This window comes from Roseivirga sp. UBA838, assembly GCF_002296035.1.
Lineage (GTDB): Bacteria > Bacteroidota > Bacteroidia > Cytophagales > Cyclobacteriaceae > Roseivirga > Roseivirga thermotolerans.
Genome location: NZ_DBHC01000037.1, coordinates 57746 through 83917, shown reverse-complemented (window position 1 = coordinate 83917; position 26172 = coordinate 57746). Strand labels below are relative to the sequence as shown.

Annotated in this window: 25 protein-coding genes; 19 read left to right on the top strand and 6 right to left on the bottom strand. The window is 41.0% G+C overall.

Translation table 11 applies throughout. The features are described from left to right. The first annotated feature begins 27 nt into the window (after window positions 1-27). From B3O12_RS13610 to B3O12_RS13600, 3 genes are read left to right on the top strand one after another with little or no spacing between them, the layout of a single operon-like run. Window positions 28-1317 carry a glycosyltransferase family 87 protein gene (locus B3O12_RS13610; RefSeq protein WP_286756680.1) on the top strand — a complete coding sequence of 430 codons (1290 nt, stop codon included), beginning with the start codon at window positions 28-30 and terminating at the stop codon, window positions 1315-1317. 1 nt (window position 1318) lies between these two features. Beyond that, window positions 1319-2266 (top strand): glycosyltransferase family 2 protein, encoded by a 948-nt coding sequence (locus B3O12_RS13605; RefSeq protein WP_286756679.1) that lies wholly within the window; start codon window positions 1319-1321, stop codon window positions 2264-2266. A gap of 12 nt (window positions 2267-2278) precedes the next feature. Beyond that, a complete protein-coding gene (locus B3O12_RS13600) occupies window positions 2279-3019 on the top strand; it encodes a class I SAM-dependent methyltransferase (protein WP_189629504.1) in 741 nt (246 codons plus the stop codon). Here the strand turns inward: B3O12_RS13600 and B3O12_RS13595 are convergent. After that, the gene (locus tag B3O12_RS13595) at window positions 3016-3579 is read right to left on the bottom strand and encodes a DUF3109 family protein (RefSeq protein ID WP_286756678.1); all 564 of its coding nucleotides are present in this window, start codon (window positions 3577-3579) and stop codon (window positions 3016-3018) included. The two genes, B3O12_RS13600 and B3O12_RS13595, sit on opposite strands and share 4 nt — an antisense overlap. Before the next feature lie 73 nt (window positions 3580-3652). Here B3O12_RS13595 and B3O12_RS13590 point away from each other — a divergent pair, with 73 nt between their 5' ends. The 5 genes from B3O12_RS13590 (at window position 3653) to B3O12_RS13570 (ending at window position 8378) form a co-directional block, all read left to right on the top strand. Further along, window positions 3653-4366: an FkbM family methyltransferase gene (locus tag B3O12_RS13590; RefSeq protein WP_286756677.1), complete on the top strand. Its 714-nt coding sequence runs from the start codon at window positions 3653-3655 to the stop codon at window positions 4364-4366. 19 nt (window positions 4367-4385) lie between these two features. Then, window positions 4386-5156: a glycosyltransferase family 2 protein gene (locus tag B3O12_RS13585; RefSeq protein ID WP_286756676.1), complete on the top strand. Its 771-nt coding sequence runs from the start codon at window positions 4386-4388 to the stop codon at window positions 5154-5156. 62 nt (window positions 5157-5218) lie between these two features. Further along, the gene (locus B3O12_RS13580) at window positions 5219-6808 is read left to right on the top strand and encodes an ArnT family glycosyltransferase (RefSeq protein WP_286756675.1); all 1590 of its coding nucleotides are present in this window, start codon (window positions 5219-5221) and stop codon (window positions 6806-6808) included. Window positions 6809-6813: 5 nt separating this feature from the next. Then, window positions 6814-7569: an FkbM family methyltransferase gene (locus B3O12_RS13575; RefSeq protein ID WP_286756674.1), complete on the top strand. Its 756-nt coding sequence runs from the start codon at window positions 6814-6816 to the stop codon at window positions 7567-7569. Continuing rightward, window positions 7566-8378, top strand: coding sequence for an FkbM family methyltransferase (locus B3O12_RS13570; protein ID WP_286756673.1), 813 nt, complete (start codon window positions 7566-7568; stop codon window positions 8376-8378). The genes B3O12_RS13575 and B3O12_RS13570 overlap by 4 nt, the downstream gene beginning before the upstream one ends. Window positions 8379-8426: 48 nt before the next feature. Here B3O12_RS13570 and ahcY read toward each other — a convergent pair whose 3' ends face one another. Beyond that, window positions 8427-9734: an adenosylhomocysteinase gene (ahcY, locus tag B3O12_RS13565; RefSeq protein ID WP_189629497.1), complete on the bottom strand. Its 1308-nt coding sequence runs from the start codon at window positions 9732-9734 to the stop codon at window positions 8427-8429. A 62-nt stretch (window positions 9735-9796) separates the two neighbouring features. Continuing rightward, window positions 9797-10507 carry a biotin--[acetyl-CoA-carboxylase] ligase gene (locus B3O12_RS13560; RefSeq protein WP_286756672.1) on the bottom strand — a complete coding sequence of 237 codons (711 nt, stop codon included), beginning with the start codon at window positions 10505-10507 and terminating at the stop codon, window positions 9797-9799. Window positions 10508-10612: 105 nt separating this feature from the next. Here B3O12_RS13560 and rsfS point away from each other — a divergent pair, with 105 nt between their 5' ends. From rsfS to B3O12_RS13540, 4 genes are all read left to right on the top strand, one after another. Beyond that, window positions 10613-10966: a ribosome silencing factor gene (rsfS, locus tag B3O12_RS13555; RefSeq protein WP_286756671.1), complete on the top strand. Its 354-nt coding sequence runs from the start codon at window positions 10613-10615 to the stop codon at window positions 10964-10966. A 58-nt stretch (window positions 10967-11024) separates the two neighbouring features. Further along, window positions 11025-13115, top strand: a complete 2091-nt coding sequence (gene ftsH / locus B3O12_RS13550) for an ATP-dependent zinc metalloprotease FtsH (protein WP_286756670.1) — start codon at window positions 11025-11027, stop codon at window positions 13113-13115. Between the two features lie 81 nt (window positions 13116-13196). Continuing rightward, window positions 13197-13958: a UDP-2,3-diacylglucosamine diphosphatase gene (locus B3O12_RS13545; RefSeq protein ID WP_286756669.1), complete on the top strand. Its 762-nt coding sequence runs from the start codon at window positions 13197-13199 to the stop codon at window positions 13956-13958. Then, window positions 13948-14751: a hypothetical protein gene (locus B3O12_RS13540; protein WP_286756668.1), complete on the top strand. Its 804-nt coding sequence runs from the start codon at window positions 13948-13950 to the stop codon at window positions 14749-14751. Before B3O12_RS13545 ends, B3O12_RS13540 begins: the two co-directional genes overlap by 11 nt. Here the strand turns inward: B3O12_RS13540 and B3O12_RS13535 are convergent. The 3 genes from B3O12_RS13535 to B3O12_RS13525 form a co-directional block, all read right to left on the bottom strand. Continuing rightward, window positions 14741-16087, bottom strand: a complete 1347-nt coding sequence (locus B3O12_RS13535) for a TolC family protein (RefSeq protein ID WP_189629491.1) — start codon at window positions 16085-16087, stop codon at window positions 14741-14743. The genes B3O12_RS13540 and B3O12_RS13535 overlap by 11 nt on opposite strands. A gap of 258 nt (window positions 16088-16345) precedes the next feature. Beyond that, a complete protein-coding gene (locus tag B3O12_RS13530) occupies window positions 16346-17059 on the bottom strand; it encodes an ABC transporter ATP-binding protein (RefSeq protein ID WP_286756666.1) in 714 nt (237 codons plus the stop codon). A gap of 33 nt (window positions 17060-17092) precedes the next feature. After that, complete coding sequence (locus tag B3O12_RS13525; RefSeq protein WP_189629489.1) at window positions 17093-18340, bottom strand: efflux RND transporter periplasmic adaptor subunit; 1248 nt, start codon at window positions 18338-18340, stop codon at window positions 17093-17095. Window positions 18341-18923: 583 nt separating this feature from the next. Here B3O12_RS13525 and B3O12_RS13520 point away from each other — a divergent pair. From B3O12_RS13520 to B3O12_RS13490, 7 genes are all read left to right on the top strand, one after another. Then, a complete protein-coding gene (locus B3O12_RS13520; protein WP_189629488.1) occupies window positions 18924-20300 on the top strand; it encodes a sigma-54-dependent transcriptional regulator in 1377 nt (458 codons plus the stop codon). 10 nt (window positions 20301-20310) lie between these two features. Further along, window positions 20311-21639: a sensor histidine kinase gene (locus B3O12_RS13515; RefSeq protein ID WP_229838565.1), complete on the top strand. Its 1329-nt coding sequence runs from the start codon at window positions 20311-20313 to the stop codon at window positions 21637-21639. A 51-nt stretch (window positions 21640-21690) separates the two neighbouring features. Then, window positions 21691-21930: an acyl carrier protein gene (locus tag B3O12_RS13510; RefSeq protein WP_189629486.1), complete on the top strand. Its 240-nt coding sequence runs from the start codon at window positions 21691-21693 to the stop codon at window positions 21928-21930. Window positions 21931-22061: 131 nt separating this feature from the next. After that, on the top strand, window positions 22062-22898 hold the full coding sequence (locus B3O12_RS13505) for a UDP-2,3-diacylglucosamine diphosphatase (protein ID WP_286756665.1): 837 nt from the start codon (window positions 22062-22064) through the stop codon (window positions 22896-22898). A gap of 4 nt (window positions 22899-22902) precedes the next feature. Then, entirely contained in the window at window positions 22903-24045 is a 1143-nt protein-coding gene (locus B3O12_RS13500; RefSeq protein ID WP_286756663.1) for a glycosyltransferase family protein, read from the top strand. Window positions 24046-24139: 94 nt separating this feature from the next. Beyond that, the gene (gene trxA, locus B3O12_RS13495) at window positions 24140-24511 is read left to right on the top strand and encodes a thioredoxin (protein WP_286756662.1); all 372 of its coding nucleotides are present in this window, start codon (window positions 24140-24142) and stop codon (window positions 24509-24511) included. A gap of 32 nt (window positions 24512-24543) precedes the next feature. Next, on the top strand, window positions 24544-26136 hold the full coding sequence (locus B3O12_RS13490) for a TlpA family protein disulfide reductase (protein WP_286756660.1): 1593 nt from the start codon (window positions 24544-24546) through the stop codon (window positions 26134-26136). The last annotated feature ends 36 nt before the right edge of the window (window positions 26137-26172 follow it).

Here is a 26172-nt window from a genome sequence, read left to right as displayed (position 1 = left end):
GCCAGTCTATACAGACTGGCGTTTTTTATGAAAGACCTCTTCAACCAAAGGCAAAGGATTTATCTGTACATAATCCTGACACTACTATCCATTGGATTTACCACCCAACAAGCTGCCGATTACCGCATCTATATAGCTGCCGGCAGGGTAATGATTGACCAGAGGGCTAACCCTTATGCTGATGAGGACATGGTAGAAACAGAGCCTGATGGAATAGTGACTCCGCATGCTCAGTATAGATATGCACCAATTTTCGGAATTGCACTTTATCCTATCTCGTTACTCCCAAAGCAGTTTTATATCTTCCTATGGTTGTTTTTCAATGCCTTTCTGGTAGTGAAAACGCTGGTTCTTTTCAAAGACTTCTTCCCCAAATTGCTAGATGATACAAAGGCATTTTTTGTGGTTTCCGGAATCGCGCTCTTCCTCTGTATCCGTTTGATTGGGCAAAATTTTGAGCTGGGTCAAACCACCATCATTCTGGTATTCCTTTCATTTTATTCGCTGTATTTATCAAAGAAAAACAAAGACATTCTGGCCGGGTTAATGCTCGGTTTGGCTATTGTAACCAAGATAATGCCGCTTGTGCTCATTGCCTATTTTGTATTCAGGGGCAACCTTAAAACTCCAATGTACACAGTGTTATGGGTCGTGATTCTGGTTTTACTCCCTGCCCTGTTTGTAGGTTGGGAGTACAACAATTTCCTCATTAAAGAGTGGTATGGCATTATCAACCCAATGAATAGTGAATATACGTTGGAGACTAAAACCGGTATTTATAACCTTTCGGCCTTTATCTACGCCTACTTAACAGAAATGCCTGACGATAGAATTTCAGGCAGCAGGAACATTATGTCTATTTCTTATGAATTAGCCGGAACCATTACCAATGTTGTCCGCGTGCTATTAGTTCTTCTCACTCTGCATTTTACCAAGTGGACTCCTTTCAAAAGACTAACCGACTGGAAGCAGCTTTTCTGGGAGTTCGGATACATCAGTTTTGCTTTTCCACTTATATTCCCTGCACAGAATAAATACTCTTTCTATTATATTTTTCCAGTTCTGTTTTACCTCAGTATATACCTTTACTATACAAAAGAGGAAAAAGGCTCGTTTTGGAAGACTAAGAAGAGTATACTCATCCCAATTATTATCTACTTTGTCTTGACCAACCTCACATCGTCCAATATAATTGGTAAGGCTTTGTATGATCAGACACAATTCTATAAGGTCATGACATTTGGTATAGTTGCACTACTAATAGCCTATATTCAGGTTAAACCTTCGATGTTAGACTCCAAATCAACTGAAGATTAAAATGAGTAAGCCAGAAGTCAGTATAGTAATTCCACTCTATAATGAAGAAGATGTTTTCACAGAACTGATCGAGAGGCTGACAAAGCTTATTGACTCCTTCCACAAAAAGATTGAGGTAATACTTGTGGATGACGGAAGCACAGACTCTACGGCTCTGTTAATAAGGGAACTGGCGCTGAAAGACGAGCGATTTCAATCGATTATTTTATCCAGAAACTTTGGACACCAGATAGCACTTTCTGCCGGATTAAGACAAATTTCAGCCACCGAAGCGGTCTTTATTATTGATGCGGACCTTCAAGATCCACCGGAGCTACTACAGCAGTTTTATAAGCTTTATGAAGAAGGTTATGATGTGGTTTACGCCATCAGAAAAAACCGAAAAGAGGGAGTTCTGAAGAAGCTGGCCTATGCTACTTTTTATCGTATAATGGACAAAATTTCCTTTGTGCACATTCCTTTGGATGCCGGAGACTTTTCTCTGATTAGCGCCAGAATGGCGAAGTTATTGAATGAAATGCCGGAAGAGAGCCGATACCTGAGGGGTATGCGAAGCTGGCTTGGCTTTAAGCAAATTGGAGTAGAGTATGACCGGGCGAAAAGAATCTCTGGCGAATCGAAATACTCCTTGAAGAAGCTCCTGCAACTGGCATTTAACGGGATATTTAACTTCAGTGAGTTTCCTATTAAACTCATAACAAACTTAGGTTTGCTCACCATTCTATCTTCTCTTGGCTACCTGTTCTATGTACTGGCCAAAAAGCTAATTTATGGAAACGTACCGGAAGGTTTTACGGGCTTATTGTTTGTGTTGGTACTGTTTGGAGGCATTCAAATGCTTTCACTGGGTCTCATTGGGGAATATGTGCTTCGCATCTTCTTCCAAGTGAAGCAAAGGCCTTTGTTCGTTATTCGGGAAAAAATAAAGAATAAAAAAGTAGAAGAATAAACCTGGCAATAGATGCAAAAAGCCTACGAGGAAAAATACCACGACATAGAGACGGATCATTTTTGGTTCAAAGCAAGACGAGAATTCATCCTGAAACTTTTCAAGGAAACTGATCGAAATTCTTCAATTCTCGACATTGGATGTTCTTCCGGAATCTTACTCAAAGAGTTGGCATTGAATGGCTTTAATCCGGATCACCTTTATGGCTTGGATATTAGCCCTGAGGCTATCAGCAACTGCAAAAGCAATGGCTTAAAAAATGCCTTTGTTATGGATGGGCACTCTCCTGATTTCGATCAACAGTTCGATATCATTGTTGCTTCAGACAACCTTGAACATTTGAAAGACGACAAACTGGCACTTAAAAACTGGTTTAATACTTTGAAGCCAGGTGGACGGCTTTATGTTTTTGTTCCGGCCTATATGTTTCTTTGGAGTCAGCATGATGAAGTGAACATGCATTACAGGCGATATACAAAGAAAGAATTAAGCCGTAAATTATCTGAAGCAGGTTTCCGAATTGAAAGAACAAGCTATTGGAATGTAACCCTTTTCTTCCCTCTTTATTTGAAAAGAAAGTTGAATAACCTAACTAAGTCCAAGGCTGAAAACATTCATGGTGATATTGAGCGTATTCCGACAGGTAATGGACTCTTGTTAGCTCTATTGAGTCTTGAAAACAAATTGCTTAAATCCTTTAATGCTCCCTTTGGAGTGAGTACTTTCTGTGTGGCCTATAAGCCACGCCACTAAGCGCCCTCAATTTCTTTACAAAGCTCATTATACCAAGCTTCGCCATATTTTCTGATCAGGGCGTCTTTGAGAAACTTATAAACAGGCACCCCCAGCTTCTCACCCAAAGTACAGGCCGCAGAACAGATACTCCATCGATCATAATTAAGAGCTTCGTAGTGATCGTATTTGGTAATCCTAATTGGGTATAGCTCGCAGGATATTGGCTTTTTAAAGGTGGTTTTACCGTCTCGATAAGCTTGCTCAATGCCGCATTTCAAAATGCCCTTTTCATCATAAATGGCAAAAGCACATTCTCTTCCACCAATAGTTGTTGTTGAATAGTCCCCCTCAAAATCCTTGATGTAAAGCCCTTCTTTCTCCAGGGCTTCTATACCCTCTTTAGATAGGTAGGGTTTAACTGCCTCATAAGCATCTTCCAGTTCCTTCAACTCAAATTCTTCTAATGGAGCCCCCAAGTCTCCTTCCACACAGCAAGCCCCTTTGCACTTCTCGAGGTCACACACGAAGAACTGCTCTTTGATGTCGTCACTTATTACGGCATTGTCGACTAAAATCATGATCTTTGGAAACTTTTTTAAAACCTGTTCAGGCTCGAAAGTAAGAGAAATACAGGTTTATATATTAAATCAAATGCAATTTAGCTTAAAAATAAAGACCCTTTACCGTTTCTGGGAATTCAGATTGCGTGCAGAAAAAGAGTCAATAAAGTATTTATTGGCTCAAGACTTAAAAGGCACCACTACCATAGATGTTGGTGCTAATAAAGGGGTTTATACCTATTGGATGTCCAAAGCGGTAGGTAAAAACGGCAAAGTAATCTCATTTGAGCCACAGCCTGAACTAGGCGCTTTTCTTAAAGAAATCAAAAGCTCATTCAGTCTCAATAACATTGAGATTGTCAACAAAGGGCTCTCATCGAAAGCTTCACAGATGAACCTTTATAGAAGAAATATTGGTGACGGAGGCGCAATGATTGAATCTGAGAACAATAAACTTTTCGATCCCACTGGAAAGGAGAAGATTTCTGTAGAAGTAACAGCACTAGACTCCTTTCTTAAAGACAAGAATGTTAGCCGGCTATCATTTATTAAATGCGATGTAGAAGGGCATGAACTAGAGGTTTTTAAAGGAGGATCAGAAACCCTAAAGAAGTATAAGCCCACTTTGCTCTTCGAATGCCATCATGAAGAGGTTCTTCAGGGAGATGTGTTCAGGTTTCTGGAAAATCTGGGTTACAAGGGCTTTTTCTTTAATGGAGAGCAGAGAGTAGATGCTCATGATTTTGACACTATTCCATATCCGAAATCAGATAATCACAGAAACTACATCTTCATCAACAACTGATCACTTGGTTTAAGCAATAATGGGAAAGGCTGTTAAAATATCCGGAGTCATTATCACCTTCAACGAAGAAAGGAATATCGAGCGGTGCATTAACTCACTGAAGCCCGTGTGTGATGAAATAGTTGTAGTTGACTCATTTTCAACAGACCGAACCAAAGAGATAGCGCAGGGTCTAGGTGCAATATTTATAGAGAACAAGTGGAATGGTTTTCTGGATCAGAAAAATTTTGCCCAGAGCAAGGCCTCTCATGACTATGTGCTTCAACTAGATGCCGATGAAGAGTTGTCAGACAAGCTGCAGTCTGAGGTATTAAGGGTGAAGAATGATTGGAAGCATGATGGTTATTTCTTTAACCGCTATACCAATTTCTGTGGCAAATGGATCAATCATTCAGGGTGGTACCCGGATGCTAAATTGAGACTATACGATAGACGAAAAGGACTATGGAGTGGCTTGGATCCTCACCCGAGAGTGAAAATGGACGAGGATGCATCTATTGGCAAGATTAAGGGCGATATACTTCACTACTCATTTACTTCTTATGAAGACTTGGTAAATATATCTGCCTCTTATGCCAAGCAAGCTGCCATGGCCATGAAGCAGATGGGCAAAAGAACCAGTAACTTCAAAATGATTGTGAGCCCCCCTGTTAGGTTTCTAAATGACTACTTCATAAAAGGAGGCTTTAAAGATGGCTTCGAAGGATTTATTATTTGTAAAACTTCTGCCTATTATACTTTTCTTAAATACATGTACCTGAAACTTTTAAATCAGGGGAAATCGATCTAATGAACAGCATCTGGTCTTATATTTCTCTTCAAGCTAACCATCGAAAGCAAGTGATTTTTTTAATGGTATTCGTATCATTAATCTATCTCTTCAACTTTCATGTCAATGATATCTGGACTCCCAATGAAAGCTTTTATGCAGAATCAGTCCGGGAAATGTTTGAGAGCGGAAACTTTCTGGAGATTTTCTATAACTATGAGCCACGATACAATAAACCACCCCTTACCTACTGGCTCATCGCTTTATCGTCCGCCATATTCGGACTGACAGAATTTGCCATCAGACTTCCCATCGTTCTATTAGCAATCGGCAGCATTTGGTACACCTACAAAATTGGAAGGCTCCTTTATGGTGACAAGGGAGGCGTATATTCTTTAGTGATGATGGCCTTTAGTGTTCAGCTATTGGCGGTAAAACAGTATGCATCTCCAGAAACACCATTAACTTTTTTCTTTACCCTTACCATGTATGGCTTTCTTAAGGCCTACATGTCCAGAAAGAACAAATACCTGTGGTTGTCCTATATAGCCCTTGGGCTTACAGTGCTCACCAAAGGATTCCCTTACATTATAGTGATTGGAGGGATAATCGGTTTATATACATTGATCACCAATTCATTCGATTGGAAAGAGATTTGGCGCGATGTGAAGTTTCTGAAACTCCCCATAGGCATTCCACTTGTAGTACTCATTGGCCTCAGTTGGGTAATTTTCATGTACCTGAAAGATGGGCAAGACTTCTGGGAAGTTTACTACCGCGAAACTTTCGGAAGGGCATTATCCAGAACACCCAATGGCTCTCCTTTCTTCTATTTGGAAGTGATCTCATGGAGTATCCTGCCCTATTCTCTGGTATTCTTCTATGCCTGTTTTTGGTGGTTATTGAATAGAAAGGATTGGCAAAGAATAGCTTTTCCGCTCTGCTGGGTGGTGGTAATGTTTGTGATTTTCACCATTGCTAAGGGTAAAATACCAACCTACATGATACAGGCACACCCAGGGCTATTGCTCATGACGGTGCCATTGCTTCTAGATTTCAATCCGAAAAATCTTTTGGCTCAAGGTATCTGGAGCTTGATGTTTCTGATACCAACCGCGCTCATTCTTGTGGCCCATGTTTTAATTATTGAAAAACTGAACCTCCATGTGGCGAATTATTTGGCTTCAGGTGTAGGGTTGGGCCTGCTTGTTGTTTTTCACTTTAAGAAAAAGGAAAAAAACAACCACCTTCTTTTAGCAGCACCATTCTGGATCATTTCGCTCTTTCTCATCTCTTTTGCCACTTTATTGCCTAAACTGGAGCAGTTTAGGCCTTATGATGAGATTGGTAAAATCATTGAGCAAAATGATATAGCCTCTGAAACACCTATTTTTATTGAAGGCACACTTATTCACAACATTCCCTTTTATGCGAAACGATTTGCTGAAAGGGATGCTACCATTGAGCAGATTAATCAAAACCCAAGAGAAACCTTAGCTCTTGTCAGAGAAGAAAACGCTGGTCAACTTAAGGATTTTAAGGTGCTCTGGTCAGGCCTAATCTATGATTTCCCAAGTGAATCTCAGTTTGCCAAGTTTATCATGGCTTGTATTGAGGCTGAAAATGGAGACTATTCAAAATTTGCTAATTTTCAACTCGTCTATCGACCCTAAACACCATGTCCAAAAAATTTTCTAAGGCGGAATTCCTTTATCGTGCATACAAATACCGATTCGTTGATGATAAGGCCGAGCTAGCTTATTTATTGAAAAGCATCAAGCCTGGAGACTTTGTGCTCGACATCGGTGCTCATAAAGGAGGTTATCTTCATTGGATTCGAAAAGCTACAGGCCCTAAAGGCAAAGTAATTGCCTTTGAGCCTCAACCCATTTTACATGAGTACCTAACCAAAAGCATTAGATCATTCGAATTTTCAAATGTAGAACTACATCATGCCGGTGTTTCTTCAAAGGCTGGTTCGCTCGAGCTTTTCGTACCCAAAGCAGAAGGTTTAACCTCACCAGGAGCAACTTTTGAAAAGAGAGCCGAGCAGGAAGGACATACTATCAAGGTTCCAGTTTTTAAGATTGATGAACTGCTAACTAATAGAACACAACCTGTTTCCTTCATTAAAATAGATGTAGAGGGTCATGAATTAGAAGTTTTTAAAGGTGCTGAAGACTTACTTCGAAAAGACAAACCAAAGCTACTATTTGAGTGCGAAAACCGTCACCTGAATAGTCAGACAGTCTTTGATGTATTTGACTTCCTCACAAATCTCGGTTATAAAGGAAGTTTCTACAAGAATGGTAAACTAAGGCCCTTGGTAGAGTTTGATCCTGAAAGAGATCAAGCAACGGACGAGAAAAAAGAGATTCTAAACAAGAAGGCTTATTGTAATAACTTCATATTTGAACCAGTGCCCCACCTATGAGCATCAGGAGAAAAATTAAGGACTTTGCCAACAATGCCTATGAGCCTTTAAAAACTAAGCTCAAGCTTTATTACAGACCCAAACAGTATGTTAGAAAATGGGGAGCAGATGGCCTTGAACTCTATAAAGACTTTTTCGATAGTAGCCGCCAGGGAGAAGAAACATCGTTTTCTCTTACAGGCTATCCGCATAAGCTTTACCTGCGCAGAGGCACTTCAGATGAGCCTACCTTAAGGCAGGTATTTATGAATACTCGCTATGAAATGGATTTAGGTTTTAGTCCTAAAACCATTCTAGATGGTGGAGCAAACGTAGGCTATGCCTCGGTGTTCTTCGCCCACAAATACCCAGATGCTGAAGTCTTGTCTATTGAACCTGATAACTCAAATTTTGAGCAGGTAAAGAAAAACACCGCCCATTACCCCAATGTCACTCCCATACAGACCGCCATTTGGGGTAATTCGTCTTTCTTGAAAATCATCAACCCGAAAACAGAGCATTGGGCCTTTGAAGTAGCAGAATGCAATGCCACCGATGCCGGAGCATTTAAAGCTGTCTCCATTGCCGACCTCATTGCCAAACAGGGTTGGGAAAGCATAGACATTCTTAAACTTGATATTGAAGGTGCAGAAATGAGTGTTTTTCAGGAGGGCTATGAAGAATGGCTGCCTAAAGTGAGGCTGCTCATCATAGAGCTTCACGAACGTATGAGACCGGGCTGTACAGAAGTTTTCGAAAAGGCTATTGCCAAATACCCTTTCGATAAGAGCATTAGTGGGGAGAACCTAGTTTACATCAATAGAAACTAAAAAGGCCTCCTTTTCAGGAAGCCTTTCTATTATTTTATCTGAATCAGATTAATATCTATAATGCTCCGGCTTGAATGGGCCTTCTACCGTAACACCAATATACTCTGCCTGATCTTGGGTAAGCGTATCGAGCTCTACTCCAATTTTTGCCAGATGCAATGCGGCTACTTTTTCATCCAAGTGCTTAGGCAACGTATAAACCGCGTTTTCGTAGGCTCCAGAATTAGTCCAAAGCTCTATTTGAGCAAGCGTTTGATTGGTGAAAGAGTTAGACATTACAAACGATGGGTGACCTGTAGCACATCCAAGGTTCACAAGTCTTCCTTCTGCCAACACTATGATGTCATTACCCTCGATATTGTATAAGTCCACCTGAGGTTTGATTTCAACTTTGGTACTGCCATAGTTCTTGTTCAACCAGGCCATATCAATCTCATTGTCGAAATGACCAATATTACAAACGATGGTTTTATCCCTCATGAGCTTGAAGTGCTCTCCTGTAATAATGTCTTTATTTCCTGTTGCTGTCACCACAATATCGGCTCTTTTCACAGCATCCACCATCTTCTTCACTTCGTAACCATCCATGGCAGCCTGAAGTGCACAAATTGGATCAATCTCTGTAACAATAACCCTCACACCTGCGCCTCTGAGAGATGCTGCAGAACCCTTTCCTACATCGCCATAGCCTGCCACAACGGCAACTTTACCGGCCAACATTACATCGGTAGCTCTTCTGATCGCATCTACCAGCGATTCCTTACAACCGTATTTATTATCGAATTTTGACTTGGTTACTGAATCGTTCACATTGATGGCAGGCATGGGGAGTGTACCCTTCTTCATACGCTCATACAATCTGTGAACACCCGTAGTGGTTTCTTCAGAAAGACCTTTAATTTCAGGCACCAACTCAGGGAAACGATCCAAAACCATGTTCGTTAAGTCTCCTCCATCGTCCAAAATCATATTCAATGGCTTACCTCCTTCAAAGGCAAAAAGTGTTTGCTCAATACACCAGTCAAACTCCTCTTCGTTCATACCCTTCCAGGCAAACACAGGAATACCCGCTTTGGCAATGGCAGCCGCAGCATGATCTTGAGTAGAGAAAATATTGCATGACGACCAGGTGACTTCCGCTCCTAGTTCTACCAATGTCTCAATAAGCACAGCCGTCTGGATAGTCATGTGAAGACACCCTGCTATTCTTGCTCCTTTGAGTGGTTTGCTGGCTCCATATTCTTCTCTCAAAGCCATAAGCCCTGGCATTTCTGCCTCAGCCAATTGAATTTCTTTTCTACCCCATTCTGCCAGGTTAATATCCTTAACCTTGAATTTTACTCCTGTTTCTTGCATTGAATATTCTTTTTTCGAGGCGCAAAGGTAACACCTTAGCCTCTGCCGATCAATTGTTTATGTTAATTCCAGATAAATTCTATTGCTTTAAAGTCAAAATATTCGGTACCTCCTGAAGTTCTCATCTTCAACAGTCCGGCATCAGTCACATCTTCAATTATGCCATCGAACACTACTTCCGACCTGTATTTTCGCCTCTGCCTATAGCCAAGAAGGTGTTGCAGATACAGTTGCTTTATCTCCTCATATTTACCGGCCTTCAACTTCAAATAATATGCCTCCAAACATTCCAGGAGTCTCTCAAAAACTAACGAAAGGGCAAACTGATGACCTGCCACAGTGCTTAATGACACCGCACCTTCAAGACTCCACTTTTGTTGATTAACGTTGAGACCTATACCAACAATCGAGTTATCCAACACTTCCTTCTTCAAACTATTTTCTATGAGTATTCCACTCACTTTTTTACCATTCAGGTATACGTCATTTGGCCATTTCACTACCACAACAGCCCCCGGCAATAAACCGGAAATTGTATCTCTAACAGCCAGGGAGCTAATCATGTTAAGGTAGAATTGTTGGGCAAGCCTGAGAAAAGATGGTTTTAAAACTAGCGACAGCGTTAGGTTCTCACCGGGGTTTGTCAGCCACGCGTTACCCCGTTGCCCCTTCCCTTTGGTTTGTTCATCAGTAACTATTACTGCCCCTTCGGTTGTGGCAGTGTTTTGCAACAACTCACGAGCACTGTCATTGGTTGAATGACAGGATGGCATATAAAAGATCGCCTTACCGACAAATAAGGTATTAGCAGGAATTTTGTACAACAGTTTTCGTAGTTTTACGCGCAAAGAAATCAAAAATACTTCACTAACTCATTAATGAATTCGGAAGAACTGAGCAAGGTGGTTGTTAAGGGCATGGAGGAGAAAAAGGCCGAAGACATTGTCATCATGGACCTTCGTAAGGTTAAAGGGGCAATCTGCGACTTTTTCGTTATTTGTTCGGGCAACTCAGACACACAAATAGAAGCAATTGCTAAATCTGTTGAAGAAGAGGTAGAAAAAACCAAAGAAAGAGCCTGGAGAAAAGAAGGCTTCACCAATAGAGAATGGATTCTTATTGATTACGTGAACGTTGTAGCCCATATATTCAGAAAAGATCGGAGGTCTTACTACGGCCTTGAAGAACTATGGGGAGATGCCGCGATCACTTCAGTGACCAACGCCAGCTAACCTTTGTGTCAGTAAAGCGTTATAAAGAAAATTTATCTAAGACTCAAATAATTGAATAATGCCAGATAGTCCAAGAAAGAAGAATATTCTGGGCAAACCAGCCCCCGGAGGTGGTAAAAAACCGAATAATCAAATATGGGTTTTCATCTCACTGATTATTCTATTTTTCGCCATTTCATTCTTTACCAATTCCAATTCAGGAATACCAGTTACCAAAGCCAAGTTTGAAAACATGCTGAAAAGCAATGATGTTGGCAAAATACTTTATATCGAAAATCAGAACATTGTAGAAATCACTCTCAAAGGCGAAGCTCTAGAGAATGCCAAATACAAAACGGAGATTGAGAAGAATAATACCTTTGGGTTCAATACAGGACCTCACTACAAAATTGAAAAGCAGTTCTTTTCTGCTGAAGATTTCCGCGACTATTACGATACGTTTGTAAGAGAAAACAATATTCCCAGCAACCAGAAGGTTTCTATTGAGTTCGACAACCGAACCACCATCTTAGAATTCCTGAGCACCTGGGGTTTCCTGATTCTCATTATCCTTTTCTTCTGGCTCATGATGCGCAGAATGACTGGAAATGCAGGTCCCGGAGGTCAAATTTTCAACATTGGAAAATCTCGTGCGGCACTTTTCGATACGGAAAACAAAGTGAAAATCACTTTTGACAACGTGGCAGGACTCGATGAAGCCAAAGAAGAAGTAAAAGAGATTGTTGACTTTTTAAAGAACCCTTCCAAATTCACAAAGCTAGGTGGTAAAATACCGAAAGGTGCTTTATTGGTAGGCCCTCCGGGTACCGGTAAAACCTTACTTGCCAAGGCCGTTGCAGGAGAGGCAGGCGTACCCTTCTTTTCCCTTTCCGGATCAGATTTTGTCGAAATGTTTGTGGGTGTAGGTGCTGCCCGAGTAAGAGACTTGTTTAAGCAAGCCAAAGAAAAAGCACCTTGTATAGTCTTTATAGATGAGATTGATGCCATTGGTAGATCGAGAGGTAAAGGTCAAATGCCGGGGTCTAATGATGAACGCGAAAATACCCTCAACTCCCTACTGGTGGAGATGGATGGTTTTGCCACAGACTCAGGAGTAATTATTTTGGCCGCTACCAACCGTCCCGATGTACTGGACAATGCCTTACTTAGACCGGGACGATTTGACCGTCAAATAAGCATAGACAAACCCGACATTGTGGGTAGGGAGGCTATCTTTAAAGTACACCTCAAGCCAATCAAGCTTGAAAAAGATGTAGACCCTAAGAAGCTTTCGGCCCAAACTCCCGGCTTTGCTGGTGCAGAAATAGCCAACGTGTGTAATGAGGCCGCCCTTATTGCCGCCAGAAAAGACAAAAAAGCAGTTGATATGTCCGATTTTCAGGACGCTATAGACCGCGTAATTGGAGGGCTTGAGAAAAAGAATAAAATTATTTCTCCTGAAGAGAAAAAGATTGTGGCTTACCACGAAGCCGGACATGCCGTGGCCGGCTGGTTCCTGGAACATGCCGATCCGTTGGTTAAAGTGTCGATCGTACCTAGAGGAGTAGCCGCTTTGGGCTATGCACAGTATCTGCCCAAAGAGCAGTTCCTTTACCAAACTGAGCAATTGCTCGATGAGATGTGCATGACCCTGGGTGGCAGGGCTGCCGAAGAGATTATTTTCGGCAAAATATCTACCGGTGCCTTAAGCGACCTGGAAAGAGTAACCAAAATGGCCTACAGCATAGTAACGGTTTATGGAATGAACGACAAGATTGGTCATATTTCGTTCTATGACTCCAAGCAAAACGACTACAGTTTCAACAAACCTTATTCAGAAGATACGGCCAAAACCATCGATGAAGAGGTTAAGAAGATTGTTGCTCAGGCCTATGAGCGCACCAAACAGTTGCTGTTAGAAAAGAAGAAAGAGCTGGAAATTTTGGCCAAAGAACTTCTTGACAAAGAAATTCTTTTCCAGTCCGATTTAGAAGGCCTTATTGGTAAGCGTCCTTTTGAGAAGGAAACCACTTACCAGGCTTACACCAACAGCAGCAATGGAAAAGCAAAAAAAGAAGCAGAAGCTGCAGAAAAAGAAAGTGTAGAAGAAGCGGCTGAAACGAAAGAGCAAACCAGCCCTGACGATAGCCCTCCTAAAGAAGAATCATAATCCATAAAAAAATCAGGCTTACCGCCTGATTTTTTTTGTTTTACCCTTTCCGCTAACTTGCGCCAATTCCTTTTTTAACCCATGGAGCTTAAGCCTAAAGCATCAGAAAAAGTTTACTTCGCATCGGATTTTCATTTGGGCATACCCAACAAAGCAAAGAGTCGGGAGAGAGAACAAAAGATAATTGATTGGCTTAGTCAGTGCCAAAAAGATGCCCATGCCATTTTTCTGGTGGGCGACTTATTCGATTTTTGGTTTGAGTATAAGACCACCATCCCCAAGGGTTTTTCGCGTTTCCAGGGCAAATTGGCCGAAATAGCTGATTCCGGCATAGAGCTTCATATTTTTACCGGAAACCATGACCTGTGGATGTTTGGATACTTTGAGGAAGAATTTAATGCCAAGGTATATACCGAACCCATTGACCTATTCATTAACCAAACCAGCTTGTATGTTGGGCATGGTGACGGCCTGGGGCCGGGTGACAAGGGCTATAAGTTTCTAAAAAAAGTATTTACCAATCGTTTCTTTCAATGGGCCTTTCACTGGCTACACCCCAATGTGGGTATTGGCCTGGCCAATTTTTGGTCCGGAAAAAGCAGGGCTCAGGCCAACAACACTGAGCAAAGATTTCTGGGAGAAGAAGAATGGCTTTGGTCTTATGCCAAGTCTTTAGAAAAAGAAAAACACAGAGACTATTATATATTCGGTCATCGTCATCTGCCGCTAGATCTTGAGGTGGGAAACAACAGCCGATACATTAACCTGGGTGAATGGCTTGGTGCCTTTACTTATGCTGAATATGCCGAAGGTAAAGTAGAACTAAAGACCTATGAGGGCTAGCTTCTTACTTCTTGTGCTTCTTTGCAGTACCCAACTCGCTGCTCAGCAATTGGTATTCAAACACCGATTCGAAATTAATTTTATTCCGGAAGCAGCTTCAATAGATCGCCAGGGTTACTTGTACTTTGCCAGTAAAGACGGTACCATTGAGAAATACGATAGCAACGGCAAAATGCTATACCACTTTTCGCCACAGCGCAAGGCAGCCCCCACCTTGCTAGAAGCCTGGCAGGGTTTAAGAGTTTTTGCTTACTACCAGAACTTTCAGGAGTACCTTTTCTTAAATCGCTTTCTTACCGATTCTGAGCGCTATCCTCTACAGTCGCTGAGCATAAGTAATTTTAGTGGTCTGGCCACCCTCTCCGGAGATAACAACCTATGGTTGTTCGACAACAATACATTGGCCGTTAAGAAGGTTGACCTAAACAATGGAGAAACCATTCTTGATAACATTTTATCCCTCAGTCTTTCAGTAAAAAACATTCAGCCCACTTTTATGCGCGAATATCAAAACCTGCTTTTTGTTGGTGATAAGAATTCAGGGGTACTCGTTTTTGATAATCTGGGCAATTATATGGACACAATTCCCCTCAAAGGGGGAGCTTACTTTAGTTTTAGCGAAAACTCACTGGTAAGCATAGAAGAAGGGCAGATAGTGCTGGTAGATATCTACTCTAAGCAAAAAAGAAAGGTTGGACGTGCCAACCCTTCTTTTAAAACAGTATTTATGGAAAACAATCAGATTATCATTCAGTCTGGTAAAGTTGTTGAATACTATACCATTAATTATTAGTGGGAGAAATTAATTCGCCCATATAAATATCCAAAATCAGCTTTCTCAGATATATGCTGTATTTCGATCTCAACATTTCGAAATCTCCCCTATTCTTAGCATTAAGACTCTGCAGGTATGTAACAAAGTCTATCGTTCCATTTTCATAGCGGGTCTTCGCAAATTCAAACGACTGGTTTAGATTCAATTGACTTTGCTTAGCTGCCCCATAGGTAGTTTTAGCATTTACCAAATCCAGATATGCCCGCTGCAACTGATTGGTTAGGTCATTTTTAGCCTGCTCCAATCCTAGCTCAGAATTAAGCATTTGAATCTTACTGGTCTGCATCTGAGTTCTATTCCTAAAGTTGTTAAACAATGGAATGTTAAGGTTTAAAGAGGCAGACTTTCTTCTGTTATTATCGAACTGGGTAGAAAGGTCAATTACAGAACCATCGGTTTGGTCTCTCAGGTTGGATGACCAACTGGTTCCGTAGCCTGCCGAAATAGATAGGTTTGGCATCCACAAATATTTGGCCGACTGCATGGCTTTTCTGGAAGCTTCTAAACTCAACTCGGCCGAACGTACGCCCGGAGAAAAACTCATGGCCTTTTCATGTACCTCATTATAGTTTTGTAGTTCTTGTTCCAGCAAACTATCGTTGAGCGTTATGCCTTCGAAACTATATTCTTCCGAAGGATCCAACAACAAGAGCTGAATAAGCTGCAACTTAGAAGACTCTAGCGTATTCCGGTTATTTACTATAACCAGGTCTTGCTGGGCAATTTGAGATCTGAAGTTATACACTTGCTCCATATTACCCACTCCCGCTCGTTCTCTAATCTCTTCCCTTTCCAGTTGTTCTTGTAACAATTCTCTAAGGGCTTCATTAATTTTGAGGCTTTCTTTGGTGGTTACCACCTGAAGAAAAGCGTTTACCACATTGGCTTGGGTTAGCTGAACAGTACTCTTTACATTTTCTTCTGCAGCCTCATAACTAGCCTTGGCTTGTTGCATACCTAGCAAATTCGAAAATCCATCGAACAGAGTCATACTGGCACCAATGGAACCACCACCACTTAGGGTAGTAGTATTTACCAGATTTCCCGAAGTCTGGTCAAAAGAAAGTCCTTCGAACCAGTTGTGGGAAGCCCCGGCACTCAAAGAAGGTAAAAAGTTGAACTTGCTTTGGGTATATTGCGCCCTGGCAATTTCAGCACTGTTTCTGGCCCTTTTTAAAGCAATATTGTTTTGCAAAGCAATATCGATACACTCTTCTAGTGTAAGCACTTTTTGTGCAAACACCCCCGGCATGGCCATTAGCAGTAATAGGGCTATTGAAAGTATCTTTTTCATAATAATGTTTTCTATCCGTTAGGCAATAAAGATCTGAGGGAAGCCTATGTCCCTGTTATTTCAGGAGGTTGTCTCAAAAGCCAGATAAGTGCCACCCCGAACTTGCCTGCCTGCGGCAAAAGCAGGTTTCAGGGGCTTCATAGTGCTCTTTGTAGAACTTATAGATTCTGAAATTAACCTGCCTGTCAGTAGACAAGTTTAGAATCACGTGTTTTGAAGCTTTTGAGACCGCCTCACATTCAGCATTCTACTGAGTAACTAAACCAGTGAATTCTCTTTAGAATTGATGTTCTCAGATACAATCTGACCATCGAACAGGTTCACCACTCTGTGAGCGTATTCTGCATCGGTAGCAGAGTGCGTTACCATAATTACGGTTGTACCTCCTGCATTCAAATCGCTAAGAAGTGTCATTACTTCCTGGCCGTTGGTAGAATCAAGGTTACCCGTTGGCTCATCCGCAAGAATTAGGTTAGGCTTTGCAACAACCGCTCTGGCTACAGCCACCCTTTGCTGCTGACCACCTGATAACTGCTGTGGAAAGTGGTCTTTTCTATGCATAATTTGCATATGTTCCAACACTTCTTCTACCCTTTGCTTTCTTTCAGAAGATGGATATTTGAGATAGATTAGAGGAAGCTCCACGTTTTCATATACCGTTAGCTCGTCAATAAGGTTGAAGCTCTGAAACACGAAACCAATGTTTCTTTTTCTAAGCTCTGCTCTTTGTCTTTCAGAATATTTTGAGACCTCTTCATCGTAAAAATAGAACTCCCCTTCAGAAGGGTTATCCAATAGACCAATGATGTTTAGTAAAGTAGATTTACCACAACCCGATGGTCCCATGATTGCAACAAACTCACCTTCAGCAATCTGAAGATTTACGTTATTCAACGCGGTCGTTTCGATTTCATCCGTGTAATAGAACTTCTTCAGCCCCTTAGTGGTGATGACACTCTTGTTGTTTCCCATAATTATAAAAGTTAATTAGTTGTTTGAATTAATTTATTTCTTGATGATAAGCTTGTCCTTATCTTCATACCCTTCGTATGATGAAAATATCACTTTTTCTCCAGGTTTTAAACCTTCCAGTACTTCATAGTTACGTGGAGTTTGGTTTCCAATCTTGATTCTCCTCTTGACGGCTTCGGTTTCATCTTCGTTCAACACAAAGATCCAGTTACCACCTGTAGTTTGAAAGAAGCTACCTCTAGGTATCTGAATAGCTCTTTTTTCCTCACTCAATTGGAGTCGCACAGAAAGCTCCTGGCCTCGTCTGACTCCTTCAGGAATCTCACCAACAAGCTCTACCACAAACTGACCGTTGTTGATTTCAGGAAACTTCTTTCTGATTTCCAGCTTGTAGGTATTTCCGGCAAAATCATAAGTTCCTACCAGCCCCTCATATATTCTGGGCAAATAGTGCTGATCTACTAAAGCCGACACTTTAAAGCCGTCCAAATCATCAATTTGAGCAATAGTAGTTCCCTGTCCTATTTGCTGGCCAATCTCTGCATTTACTGTAGAAAGAAGACCATCTATTGGAGCTGTCACATACAAGTCCTCCAACTGTCGCTGCACCAACTTCAGGGCATCTTCAGAGGTTACCAGTCTTTCAATATTCTGATCGCGCTGGGTAATATTATTGATGGAGTCAAACTCCATTTGCTTGAGTGTATTTGTTCTGGTAGCCAACAAACGGTTATACCTTCTTTTGGCGTTTAAGTACTCCTGCTCAGTGGCTACTTTGTTCTTCCAGAGTTGCTCAGTACGCATCAACTGGTCCTTGGCCTCATCGATGTCAAAGTCTAGCGATATAACCTGTGCTTTCGAAGTAAAAAGCTGTTGTTGCAACCTGTTGTTAGTGTTTTCAATCTCGTTTCTCAACCGGTTGGTTTGAGTTTGCTCGCTGATGTAATTCATTTCGAGCTGCCGGTTCTCCAACTTAAGAATAGTATCTCCCTTTTTTACTCTTACTCCACCTTCTAAAAACTTTCGTTCAACGTTGCCGCCCACTTTCGCATCGAGATATATAGTGGTTTTGGGTTGAACCGTACCGGGAATAGGTATAAACTCTTGAAAAGGGCCTTCAATAACCTCACCCACACTTATCTTCTCAATTTCTACATTGAGCTTGGCCGAGTTATCATTAAAAATAAAAACGTAAAGTATTAAGTATAGAATAGCGGCACTGCCGAGAATGGTCACTATGCGCTTAGTTGTCCAAGTCTTCTTTTTAATTTTTCTGTCCATTGCTAATTATTCGTGTTTTCTAGTCCGATCACCGATTGACAACAAGGGTGCCACTTTTGTAAAACACTATAAATCAAACGAATAGACTATATCCCACCCCGCCAGGTTGCATGTAAGTGTACAGAATTAAAACAGAAATTGATCGAAAACGAACACAATCGAACACCGGAAGAGCCCATTGGGCATAAAAAAAGGCTCGGTATGGTCAGCACCGAGCCCAAAGGTCAAAAACTCAAAATATCTGAATTAATCTTTAAATTAATTCAAAACAACAGGTGCAATATAAACACTTTCATTTCATCTGCAAAACCAAATTCTTTTAAAAGTAAGGTTTTTTCGCCTGCACCCGAGCCGATATCTGTACGTACCTGTTTTTAGCAAATTTCACCTCAATTTATTGCTATTACGCACAAAGCTCAGGAGTTTTCAATGCTCGCATAAGCGATACTTTTCAAGAAAAACACGTTCATAATCGGACTAATTTTGTTGCGATATCGGACATCCTCTAAAACTAATCCCCTATATTTCGCTTCTATGCCAATTGGCATTATTTCAGTTGCAATAACTTTTCAAATACAAGCTTGTGGACAAAGAACTCGGAAAAATACTGATAATAGATGATGACGAGGACGTGCTCATTGCAGCCAAACTCTTGCTGAAGAAGCACGCCAAAGAGGTGATTATAGAAAAGAACCCCAAGAAGATTCCTTTCTTAATGAACAATGGGACCTATGATGTCATATTGCTGGACATGAACTTCAGTAAAGACATTACCAGTGGTAAAGAAGGGTTCTATTGGTTGGAACAGATTTTAGAAGCCGACCCCAAAGCAGTGGTTATATTGATTACTGCCTTTGGCGATGTAGAAATGGCCGTGCGGGCTCTCAAAGAAGGGGCCACCGACTTTGTATTGAAGCCCTGGCAAAATGAAAAACTTCTCGCCACACTCTCTTCGGCCATTAAACTAAAGCAGAGCTACAAAGAAGTAGAAAAGCTCAAAAGCGCCAAAAAGCAGCTGGAAGATGATATAAGCAAGCCTTTTAAAGACATTATAGGAGACAGCCCCGCCATGAAGAATGTCTTTAGCATAATAGACAAAGTAGCGGGCACCGATGCCAATGTGCTTATTTTGGGGGAAAATGGTACGGGTAAAGAGCTTGTGGCTCGCGCACTTCACCAACGTTCCCTGCGCAAAGACAATGTCTTTGTGGGGGTAGACATGGGAGCCATTACGGAAACACTGTTTGAATCGGAGCTATTTGGCCATAAGAAAGGCGCCTTTACCGATGCCAAGGAAGACCGAGCTGGTAGATTTGAGGTAGCATCAGGAGGCTCGTTGTTTTTAGATGAGATTGGCAACCTGAGTATGCCTCTTCAGTCTAAATTGCTTACCGTACTACAAAGCAGGCAGGTGACCCGAATTGGAACCAATAAACCCATAGATATTGACATACGCCTTATTTGCGCCACCAACATGCCGGTATACGATATGGTTGCCGAAAATACCTTTCGGCAGGATTTGCTTTACCGTATCAATACTGTAGAAATTCACCTTCCTCCTTTGCGCGAGCGACAAGACGACATTAATCTTTTGGCCGACCATTTTGTGAAGGTCTATTGTGAAAAGTATAGAAAGCCCCCCAAAAAAATCGCTCCGTCTACTTATAAGAAACTATCGAAATACTCCTGGCCCGGAAACATTAGGGAATTGCAACATGCCATTGAACGCGCAATTATTATGAGCGAAGGCAATGTGCTAATGCCAGACGACTTCTTCTTTCTGGTTCAAAAAGCCGACTCCCAAACAGAAAGTGTGGATAATCTGAATCTGGATGAGGTGGAAAAGAATGTGATTCTCAAAGCCATTAACAAGCATTCTGGTAATATTTCTAAGGCCGCCAAAGAGTTGGGGCTTACACGTGCCTCATTGTATCGAAGATTAGAAAAGCATGGGCTTTAAAAACTTAAGAATGGCCATAATTATTAGAGTCACCTTATTGGTTGGCTCTATTTTTCTTTTGGCCTACGCCTACATAGAAACCGCCAACAATGTAAATGCTTTCTTCATTGCACTATTGGTGGCCCTTCAGGTCTATTTTCTAATAAGAACCCTGGACAAAACCAACCGAGAGATTGCAGGTTTCTTAAGCTCTATTAAGTATGATGATTTTACCACCACCTATCCCACTTCAGGAAGAGGTAAATCCATGAATGAGCTGTACAATGAATTCAACACCGTAATTAGAAAGTTTAGAGAAATACGGGCCGAAAAAGAGGCCAATTACCACTATTTCAGGACCATTGTGCAACACGTAGCCATTGGCTTGGTTACTTTCAACAAGCTGGGAGAAGTTCAGATCATTAACAGTGCGGCAAAGAAACTCATTGGCATAGATAGCATCAACAGTATTTTTGAGCTGAGCAAAGTAAGCCCTAAGCTCGTAGAGTCGCTTGTAAAACTAAAAACCGGAGGAAGTGCCCTGATTGAACTTACCCGTGAAGGCACCCGAACCCAACTCTCTATTTATGTGATTGAGCTAGTATTAAGAGGCGAAGAGTTTAAGCTGGTGTCTATTCAAAACATACAATCGGAGTTGGAAGAAAAAGAAATGGATGCCTGGCAAAATCTGATTCGTGTGCTCACACATGAAATCATGAATTCGGTCACTCCATTATCATCTCTTGCCAATACTGTAGAAGTAAATCTGGTAGACAATATTGAAGATGATGTTCCGATTGAAAAGGAAGAGCTCGAAGATATTTATCTGGCTGTGCAAACCATTAAAAGAAGAAGCGAAGGGCTCATACGCTTTGTTTCTGACTTTAGAAACCTCACACGTATTCCTGAACCTAAGATCCAGGAGATAGAAATAAGAAAACTTGTTGACCACATTAAGCTTTTACTTTCTCATGAAATGGAAGTAAAAGGCATTGACTTTGTTGTAAATATTGTACCCAAAGACTTAAAACTGCATGTAGACAAAGAACTGCTCGATCAGGTTTTAATTAACCTCATTCAGAACGCCATGCACGCCCTGGAAGAAAATGAAGAAGATAAAACCATAATTATCAATGCGTTTGTGAATGAATATGGTCGACCAACCATTAAGATTAGAGACAATGGTTCCGGAATAGACGAAGAAGCTTTAGGTAAAATCTTCATTCCTTTTTTTACCACCAAAAAGCAAGGATCCGGTATAGGTCTTTCATTATCCAAACAAATTATGCGCAAACACGGAGGCGCCATAATGGTCCGTTCGGTGATCAATGAAGGCACAGAATTTACCCTTAGGTTTTAGATTTATATTGAAATGGTTTAACTTCCGCCAACCAATTTTACCACCAACCGAATGAGCAAAACGCTAGAAAAGGTAACCCAAATACTTGTTGAGAAAATAGGCATTGCCCCTACAGAAGCCACATTGGATGCTAACTTTATTAAAGACCTGGGGATAGACTCTCTCGACTATGCCGAAATTGTTATGGAGTTTGAACAGTCTTTCAACATCAGAATTCCTGATAGTGATGCCGAAAAACTTCAAACCGTTGGACAAGCCGTGAAATATATAGACGAACAACTCAAGGCTTAGCCTATATTAAGGCAATTTTAACCCTCCTTGTATCTACCTTCTTTTTTATAGCATTCAGATAATTCACTGGTCATAAAGGGGTCACATAAAGATGTGATATTGTTTTAACCCTAACCCCCAAACCTCAGACAGTGAAAAATGAATGTAAAACCATCATTGTTTCTGATGTTCACCTAGGCACAAAGGGCTCTAAAGCCAAAGAGCTCGTAAGGTTTCTAAAGCAATACAGATGCGAGAACCTGATTCTAAACGGTGACATCATAGACGGCTGGCAACTCAAAAAGTCAGGCAAATGGAAACGTAAGCACACCCGCTTCTTCACCAAAATATTAAAAATGATAGAAGAAGATGGCACCAAAGTAACCTACCTGAGAGGCAATCACGATGACTTTCTCGATCAGATTCTACCCTTCGCTGTCGGCAATTTAAAAATCGCCAGAGACCTTGTTTACACCAGCCATGGTAAAAAGTACTACATCACCCATGGCGATGTTTTCGACTCAATTACTACCCAATTCAAATGGATTGCCAAGTTGGGCGATATAGGATATACTTTTCTACTGTGGCTTAACAGACAATACAACTACAGACGACTGAAAAAGGGGCTTCCTTATTTTTCGCTCTCGCAAAAAGTAAAAGGTAAGGTAAAGCAGGCTGTAAAATATATCGATGATTTTGAAACACAACTCGCCAGTATGGCCCTGTACAAAGGGTGTGAAGGCATAATATGCGGACATATTCATCAGCCCGCTATTAAACACATTAATGGCATACATTACTTGAATTCCGGAGACTGGGTTGAATCAATGACAGCTTTGGTAGAAGACAAGAAGGGTGAGTGGAGCCTTGTGTATTACAGCGAAAGCAACCAAAAGGAAAAAGATGAAAGTGATGAAAAAACCATTCCTCTTCATGCTTACACCGGCAGTGGGACAAAAGAAGTAGCAGCAACAGCAAGTCAGGCATAATCACATGAAAGTTCTTTTTATTGTTCAGGGCGAAGGAAGGGGACACATGACACAGGCCTTAGCTTTAGAAAAAATATTGAGCAATGCCAACCACCAGGTAACCGCCATTGCGGTTGGCACCAGTAACCGAAGAAGCATCCCCAAATTTGTAGCGCAAAACACCAATGCTAATCTAAAGACATTTAAAAGTCCCAATTTCTACTTCGACAAAAACAGTAAATCTGTAAACCTCTGGAAAACAGTCACTTTTAATCTGCTCAGTACCCCCCTTTTTCTGAGAGAGCTCATTCGCCTGCACAAGTTTAGGAAAGAGTTTAAACCCGATCTTATAGTAAACTTCTACGACATACTGGGAGGATTATATTTCGGACTGTTCAGACCCTCTACTCAAAGAGTGTGTATCGCGCATCAATACCTCGCACTACACAATAGCTTTCCCTTTGCAGAGGGTTTCAAAACCCAGAAATGGGCCTTCCGGCTCAACAACCAACTCACTGCCATAGGCAGCCATAAAATAATAGCCCTTTCATTTAGACCCCTGAAAAGCGACTCCCCCAAGCTCATTATAGCCCCACCGCTTTTAAGAAAGGAAGTTTTTTCGCTCACTCCGACAAATGGAGACTACATTCTGGCCTATGTGGTAAACAAAGGCTACGCTCAGGAAATCATAGAGTGGCATAAGGAAAACAAGAAAATCAAAATCCATTGCTTTTGGGATAACAAACAACTGCCCGATGAGTGGAAACCCCATAAAAACCTCACCTTTCACTACATCAACGATCAAAAATTTTTACACCTAATGGCTGGTTGCGCGGGTTATGCCTCAACTGCCGGCTTCGAGTCCATTTGTGAAGCCATGTACTTAAACAAGCCTGTATTAATGGTTCCGGTAAAAGGGCAATATGAGCAGGCCTGTAATGCACAAGATGCCAAACTGGCCGAAGCCGGCCTGAGCAGCACCACCTTTAACATAGGTCTCTTGTTAAAGCACATTACCAAAGGCCACACACCCGGCCCTACATTCTCCAACTGGTTGAACGGCCATGAAGAAAAGTTTTTGCGCGCACTAGAAACCACAAAAACTGAAACCAAACGGCTGCCAACCTGGGAGAGCTACAAAGGTGTTCCCCGATGGAGCAACGAGTAATCAATGTCCCTAAAAGTAACCTGTGTTACATTGGTTATACTTCTATGGAACTGTTTGTTGGCTGCAAGACTTAAATGTTTGTAATTTGAGAAGTATGAAAACAAAACAATTAAGTCTGGCTGATTTTGAAACCAAGGTATTCAACTACAAGAAAGAAAAAGAATGGAAGTTTGAAGGTGAAAAACCGGCCATTATAGACTTTTATGCCGATTGGTGCGGACCATGCCAGATGGTAGCTCCAATCTTCGAAGAGTTGGCAGCAGAGTTTCCGGAAATAGACATTTACAAGGTAGATACCGAAGAAGAACAAGAGCTAAGTGCCATGTTTGGAATCAGAAGTATTCCCAGTATTCTTTTCATTCCGAAAGACGGTAGACAGCCTATGATGCAGTCTGGCGCACTTCCCAAAGAAGTACTCAAGGATGTGATCAAAAAAGAATTGTTAGGCGAGAACGAAACTAACTAGATAGTGGTAAAACATTACAAGTATATTTAGGAATGAAACACACTTCATTCCTTTTTTTGTGCCTATTCATTTTGTTCTCATGTTCTGATAAAGCATCAGAGACTATTATTAAAAAGAAAGAAAAGGCTGACCAAATCACGTTAATTTTCAACAAACCAGTCCGAAATGGTTATTATGAAATACCAGGTTCAAACGGAAGTCATCAATATAGAACTGAGAATGGTGATGAAATCCAATTCATAGATGATAACCTGATTGACCAGAGACTTCCACTTAATATAGGCTCCGAAAAAGACACAGTCATTATCAAAACTGGTCGTGATCTGATTGAAGTAAGATTAATGTATAAAGGAGTTGATAACCTTAAATATCTATTTCAAAGTGGTGATACCATTGAATTCAATTACAATGGCATCAAACCAATTGCTAGAGTTCTAAACAGAACCGAGACTTATGAAGTAACAAATTTCAGTCTTATTCAAAGAGACAGTCTGGCCTTTGATGAATATACTGCTATGGACATCATGAAGCTACCAGTCCTATTGAACTATAGAGCAAAGAATTTACCGAGAGATGAGTATCTTGAGTTTGTTAATGGGATAGAACCCAATGCCCGAAAAAACCTACCTGAAGAACTTGAGAGAACATATTCAAAGCTTGAATCACTCCAAGAGAGAAATCAAATCAATAAACAACAATTCAACTACAGACTTACCAACATCTATTTTCAACTCACTGAACTTTTGGCTTCCCCTTTGAATAAAAAAGGAGTAGAGTCTGATAAATTCAGTACTCTTTCAGGGCTTCGTAAAGAACTTCTGAATAGGTACCCAAACTTGCCTGTAGATCGAAGTGATAGTCTATTTTTTAATTCCAGTTTTTCAAAATATTTTGATTACTCATCCTCTATTGAGTTCAGCTCAAAAGTAGACCAATACAAATATAAAACTGAAACCGCTGGAGGTAGAATCACCAATTATCCTCGGGCATATGATTCGGTTCAGGTGGCAAGCCATTTAAGTCAAATAGAGAAGAAGAAACTCCATTACTATTATGTAGAGTACATATTCAAAGATGCTGGCTATTTCCCAATTGAGATCCGATGGGAATACCTCAATAAGTTCAAAAATCAATATCAAGATACCGCAATGGTCAATCACTTGATCAATAAATACAATATCAAATTTTCTATTGGTGATGATTTAGAGCTGATCAACTTAAAGAAAGAATCAACCTCTTTGGAAGCTTTAGTAGCCTCTAATCAGGATAAAGTAATTTATGTCGATTTTTGGGCTAGTTGGTGTGCCCCTTGCATTAAAGAAATGCCTTATTCAAAGAAGATTCAAACTGAATTTGATTCAGACCAATTAATCTATGTTTATCTATCTGCCGATCGTAAAGACTTGCCATGGGAAAATGCCATAAAAAGGCATGAATTAAACACCGGACTTCATTTTAGAATAGAAAATGCAGGATATACCACAAAAATGGAAGAGCTCAACATTCCAGCCCTTCCACATTATATGATCTACCACAATGGTCAGCTAGTTAACAAAGATGCACCACGGCCAAGCGAAAGAGAAAAACTAATTGCAGAGTTTAACCGATATTTGGGCAAACAATAAACTTTCTGGCAAAAGCACTTGTTCTTTCTGCCATAA